General features: G+C 45.3%; 7 protein-coding genes. All 7 read right to left on the bottom strand.

Features of this window, described 5'->3' with window-relative positions; genetic code table 11:
- A partial coding sequence (locus BSG1_RS18670; protein WP_044023178.1) for a low molecular weight protein arginine phosphatase occupies positions 1–429 on the bottom strand: 429 nt, incomplete at its 3' end.
- A 199-nt stretch (positions 430–628) separates the two neighbouring features.
- The gene (locus tag BSG1_RS18665) at positions 629–1,183 is read right to left on the bottom strand and encodes a manganese efflux pump MntP (protein ID WP_044023177.1); all 555 of its coding nucleotides are present in this window, start codon (positions 1,181–1,183) and stop codon (positions 629–631) included.
- A 103-nt stretch (positions 1,184–1,286) separates the two neighbouring features.
- Complete coding sequence (locus BSG1_RS18660) at positions 1,287–2,333, bottom strand: L-threonylcarbamoyladenylate synthase (RefSeq protein WP_006838790.1); 1,047 nt, start codon at positions 2,331–2,333, stop codon at positions 1,287–1,289.
- Positions 2,334–2,686: 353 nt separating this feature from the next.
- Positions 2,687–3,037: a hypothetical protein gene (locus BSG1_RS18655; RefSeq protein WP_006838789.1), complete on the bottom strand. Its 351-nt coding sequence runs from the start codon at positions 3,035–3,037 to the stop codon at positions 2,687–2,689.
- Between the two features lie 171 nt (positions 3,038–3,208).
- Positions 3,209–4,015, bottom strand: coding sequence for a stage II sporulation protein R (gene spoIIR, locus BSG1_RS18650; protein ID WP_044023176.1), 807 nt, complete (start codon positions 4,013–4,015; stop codon positions 3,209–3,211).
- Positions 4,016–4,218: 203 nt separating this feature from the next.
- On the bottom strand, positions 4,219–5,088 hold the full coding sequence (gene prmC / locus BSG1_RS18645) for a peptide chain release factor N(5)-glutamine methyltransferase (RefSeq protein ID WP_006838787.1): 870 nt from the start codon (positions 5,086–5,088) through the stop codon (positions 4,219–4,221).
- The coding region (gene prfA, locus BSG1_RS18640; RefSeq protein WP_006838786.1) for a peptide chain release factor 1 at positions 5,088–5,850 on the bottom strand (763 nt) is incomplete at its 5' end. The genes prfA and prmC, both read right to left, overlap by 1 nt.

The following is a 5,850-nucleotide window of genomic DNA, read 5'->3' as shown; positions in this document are numbered from 1 at the left end:
CTTTTTTGTTAAGCTGTCAATCAAGCCATCCAGCTCTTTATACGTTTCGCGATAGATCTCCAGGCTGCCTCCAAAAGGATCGGAAACATCACGGTCAAGTTCACCTTCATTGATAAACTCTTTTAAGGTGAAGGTTTTGTCCGCTGCCTGAGGGTGCATAGCAACAATCGTTTGTTTGTGGCCTTCCGTCATGGTAAAAATATAGTCTGCCCACCGAATGTCTTCATGGTTCAGTAAACTGGATATATGCTCATGGGTTATCTTGTTCTCTTTTAAAACTTCTTGAGTCTGAAAGGAAGCCTTTTGTCCCTCAGCTGCAAAAACACCGGCCGATTTGACGTTGAACTCCTCTTTTCCTTTATGCCTCAGAAGCGCTTCCGCCATGGGGCTTCGGCAGGTATTTCCCGTACAAACAAATAAGATATTCATACAACCATCTCCTTACCCTTATTATAATCCATAACTCGGCCACTCTATAGCCCGGGACCCTTAAAAATAGGATACAAAACAAAAAAAACCTTCAGCACTGTAAAGCACTGAAAGGGACAGTCCCTCTTAGCATATTAACGCTTTAACGCGCGAAGAGGGACTGTCCCTTTTCGTACGTTAACGTACTAAAGCAACCCGTTTAAAACGGCAGCAGCAGTTTGATTCCGAAGGCGAAGAGGATGCAGCCTCCAAGCGCTTCGCTGTAAGAACCGAGCCAGCCTTGGACCCGGCGGCCGACAAGCAATCCACACCATGTCAAAAGGGTCGCAGCGACTCCGAAGCAGATGACAGCAACCGCTGTTCTTGCACCGAAAATACCCAAGGTCAAACCGACTGAAAAACTATCTAAACTTACACTTAAAGCAAACAGTAAAAGGCCGAAACCGACCGGTGTCATAACAGAATTCTCATCCTCTTTAAAGCTGGCCAGCACCATTTGGATCCCAAGTACGATCAGAAGGACTCCCCCCGCATACGCTGCGAACGAACCGAATTTTTCCGAAAGGAATTTCCCGGTCATCATTCCCATCAGCGGCATCCAGACATGAAAAAGCCCAACCGTCAAGCCTATGTAAAAAATTTGTCTTAATCGAAGCTGTACCATTCCCATACCAATACCTATCGAAAAGGCATCCATCCCGAGGGCAAATGCCATCAACATTAACGTGAACAACTCAGCTATAACGGTCGTCATTTCTATTTCCTCCTTTGGACGTGCCTACATCACACTCTATGCACGCTGGGAGGAATTTATTTCATAAAAATAAAAAAGAGCAGCAGATCGACTGCCGCTCACCCTACTTTTCTTTTATCAAGTTGTATCCAGCCGCTTTCTGCAACCTGTTCATGATGGCCATTCCCACGCCTTCCTGCGGAAATGTTTCGGAAAAAATGATATCCACATCACTCTCATTAAAAGAGCGCAAAACATCGTACAGGGAATGAGCGACAGTGCTGAGGTCCAACCGGCTGCCGCTGACAAGAATTTTATCCGCTTGGTAAAAGCGTGCGTTTTCTTCCGTCGTCAGAATCCCGACTTTCATGCCCGCCTGTCTTTTTTCTTCAACCAGTGATTGAATCCATTCTCTTTTGCCATCAAGTAAAATTAACGGAGCATCCGGGGCATAGTGGGTATATTTCATTCCCGGGGATTTCGGAGCACCTTCTCCCTTTGCCAATGAGGGATCCACCAATACAGGACCAGCCGCCTCTTCCAGCTGCTCCTTGGTAACGCCCCCCGGTCTCAAGATTACAGGGATTTCAGAGGTACAGTCGACCACCGTCGATTCCACGCCGACTCCAGTTTCCCCTCCATTGATGACACCGCTGATTCTTCCGTCCAAATCCTGTGTCACATGGTGAGCTGTAGTCGGGCTCGGTCTTCCCGATACGTTCGCACTTGGAGCGGCAATTGGAAGGTTTGCGGCCTCTATCAACGCCAGTGCCACTGGGTGATCAGGCATCCTGATACCGACCGAATCCAATCCTGCCGTCACTTTTTCAGATAGAACGCCCTCTTTTTTCTTAAAAATAATCGTTAACGGACCCGGCCAAAAATGTTCCATCATGATTTGAGCAGCTTCGGGTATTTCCTCCACCAGTTCATTTAATTGCTCACTGTTGGAAATGTGGACAATCAGGGGATTATCGCTAGGTCTGCCTTTGGCGGCGAAAATTTTATCCACTGCCTCATCCGATTTGGCATTGGCCCCAAGACCGTAAACCGTCTCTGTTGGAAATGCAACCACTTCGTTATCCTTTAAAAACTGAGAAGCTTCCACAATCTGTGGACAACTTTTATTGGTATCCACATCGTTCTCCACAATCCAGTAATTCATTTTCATAGTGATCCACCTTTATATTCACAAACAAGATTTATGTCGAGAAAGCTCGTTTCCCGCTGAATTTTAACTATCCTATATCATTTCTACTTTTGCAAGTATATAAGAATTGAGGAAGTTATTCAAACCTTATCCACAAATTGTGAATAACTCTTCCGAAATTGTGCATAACTTTGTGCACATCTTAGATAGTTTACTTTATCACATTAAAGCAATGAAAGGGACAGTCCCTTTCATTGCTTTACAGCGTTAATTGGCTAAACTATCAGAATTCAAACTTCATAATGGTATGGTTATCCACTGTGGATAATGCTCTTGCGTGAGTAAAGTGATTCAGTTCTTCGGGACACAGGGACTTATCCACTTGTCTGATCGAGTAAGTGGAAAAACTGAACGGAAGCTTGTTTGTTGGAAATCAGATAGAGAACGGTTAACTGTTTTTCCTTTCCTAGTTGAAGAATTTCTTGAAAAAGCGCAAATAAATCTTCTCCGCCCATTGTCGGTTTGACTACGAGTGACCTTAGAAGACCCGAGTGACCCTGAATTTCCAGACCAAACGTCCCTTCAAACTCGCCATTTTCTTTTTCAACAATTAAAAAATTATCAACAGTTTCCTCCACTCCCTGCGAACTTATCCCTGCCCGTTCCAAAAAATCCTTAACGCTTTGACAGTCTTTTTCCACAGCTCTCCTGATTGTTTTCAACATTCACTGCACCTCTCTCTACTTTTTCTTTATGTTTAATAGATATGTATTGAGAGAGTGAATAGAACTAAAAAGAGATTCTTTTGCTGAAAAGAATCTCTCAAAGCAGCCTTGATAGATAAAAGAGTATCCTACCCCTGATGTTCCAGCGGCTGGATACCCTTTTCAAAAATTTTAATCCATCAGGCCTTTCAGGAAATCTACTACGAAGAATCTGACCTCTACTTCACTTTCTTCTTCTTTTACAAAAAGCGGATCAGCTGCTGCCGTTTCTTTTTTATCCACAACTTGTCCACTGCTTGCTTTTTCAGCAGCCTCTTTGGTTTTAACCGGAGTTCCGGCTGTTACCGTTTCATTTGTCTCTTGACCTTCTACCGCTGGATTGACTTCCTCATCTGCCGCTTCAGATTCCCCAGCCTCTACATCTATCCCACTCGCTGCTGCCGTTGATTCGAATCCAGGACTTCTTACAGCCGTTCCACTTGTAAAATCAAGAAAGCACAGGGGCGGATACAGGACACACCACCAATTAGCTCCTTTTCCACTGCCTAAAGTAATCAGAATGGCCTCGTATTCTCCTGCAGGATATAAAAACTGCCCATAAAGCTTTGTCGGGAAATCGACTGTGCCGAATTCAACATTGACCGATTGGGACAAACCTTCCTCTTCCATAGCTGTTTCTGCGATCTCTTGTAGTTCCGGCAATCCCGCTTTAATGGTGGCCCTTGCTTCATCCAGTGAAGTCAGGCTCTCAACCCATACGGTAATCTCTTCATTAACTCTGTCACGGATCAAACGCTTGACCGCCTGATCTTCATCTTTGTCACTGTCTGCGAGGATCCTCAATCGAATCGCCTCATTTGGAATGACCTGGATTTCCTGCTGTGCCGAGATCGATTCCTGTTTCGGTATATATAAACTCAAGATTGTTCCAATACTTAGAGTAATAATGTACATCCATGCTAATTTAGTTGATTTCATTTCCTCCACCGTCCCTTCAGTAAAACAGTGTGGACAGAAATGAGAATTCTTAAACTAGCAAAATCAAATAAATATCAAAATGCCAAAATACTAGAATCATAACTTCGCTCTGCTGCGTTAAAGGGGACAGTCCCCTATCGCAAGCTAACGCGTCACAGCGTTACCACACTAAGAGGGACTGTCCCTCTTAGTGCTTTAGTGTATTAAAGTCCTCTCGTGCAGAACACCATCCGGTCTTTGCCATTGATGTCGTGTATGATTTCGGTGTGCGCTTCCGGAAAGGCGCCGCGAAGCATGCCGGCGACCGCTTCTCCCTGTCCTGCCCCAATTTCGAATCCAATCAGGCATCTGTCTTTCATGACAAGCGGCAATTCTTCCATAAATCGCTGGTAGAACTCCAGCCCGCTTTCGCCGCCAAAAAGCGCCGAGTGCGGTTCATGATCTTTGACGACTTCAGATAATGAGTCCAATTCACCTAAAGGAATGTAGGGAGGATTGGAAACCAGCACATCGAGCTTTTCATCGCGCGAAATCAATGGCTCCAATAAGTCTCCTTCTAAAAATTCCACCGAGACACCCAGATTGTCCGCATTTTTCCGGGCAACATGTAAAGCATTCGCTGAAATATCCACCGCCATTACAAACAATTCCGGCTTTTCCAACTTCATTGTTACGGCAATCGCACCGCTTCCTGTTCCTATATCGGCAAACCGCAATTCACCATCAGCACTAAAATGCTTACGGATTTTTTCCAGAGTATAATAAACCAATTCCTCTGTTTCCGGACGCGGAATCAGCACATGTTCGTTCACCGAAAATTTACGGCCATAAAATTCTTCAAAACCGATAATATGCTGGATCGGCGTTCCCTGGATATGGGCAGTGATGCCCCGGGCAAACTCCAGTTTCACCTTATCCTCCAGAACCAACCGCTGATTCGCCAGCAACTGCGACCTGTCCATCTCCAGCAGATGTTTCATCAATAGTTCTCCCGCATTTTCATCCCGCTTATTTTCTCTCAAAAAAGAAGAAGCCCATTTGAGGGCTTCAAACACTGTATTGCACTTACTCATTATTCTTCCAGTCTCTCGAGCAGTTTAGATTGGTCTTCGAGGATAAGTGCGTCGATGACTTCATCCATTTTACCTTCTAAGATCTGGTCAAGTTTTTGAATCGTCAAACCAATGCGGTGATCCGTTACGCGGTTTTGCGGGAAATTGTACGTACGGATACGTTCGGAGCGGTCACCAGTACCGACAGCAGATTTACGGTTTGCATCGTATTCTGCCTGTACTTCTCTCTGGAACTTGTCATAGACACGGGCACGAAGTACTTTCATCGCTTTTTCTTTATTCTTAATCTGTGATTTTTCATCCTGGCATGAAACCACAACACCCGTAGGTAAGTGAGTCAAACGGACAGCTGACATAGTCGTGTTAACACTCTGTCCACCCGGTCCGCTGGATGCGAATGTATCGACACGGATATCTTTTTCATGAATATCGATCTCAACTTCTTCCGCTTCCGGCAGGCATGCTACCGTTGCCGTAGACGTATGGATACGTCCGCCGGATTCAGTCTCAGGGACACGCTGAACACGGTGGGCCCCATTTTCATACTTCATCTTGGAATACGCACCATTACCGTTGATCATAAAGATGATCTCTTTATAACCGCCGACACCAGTAGAGTTCGCTTCCATGACTTCCGTCTTCCAGCCTTGAGCTTCCGCAAAACGGCTGTACATACGGTAAAGATCGCCCGCAAACAGAGCTGCTTCGTCACCGCCTGCTGCTCCACGGACCTCCATGATAACGTTCTTGTCATCATTAGGG

The organism is Bacillus sp. SG-1 (genome assembly GCF_000181495.1).
In the GTDB taxonomy this organism is placed as follows: Bacteria; Bacillota; Bacilli; order Bacillales; family Bacillaceae_B; genus Rossellomorea.
Note: the sequence above shows the minus strand (reverse complement) of the source record. Positions and strands in the feature narration are given on the sequence as shown.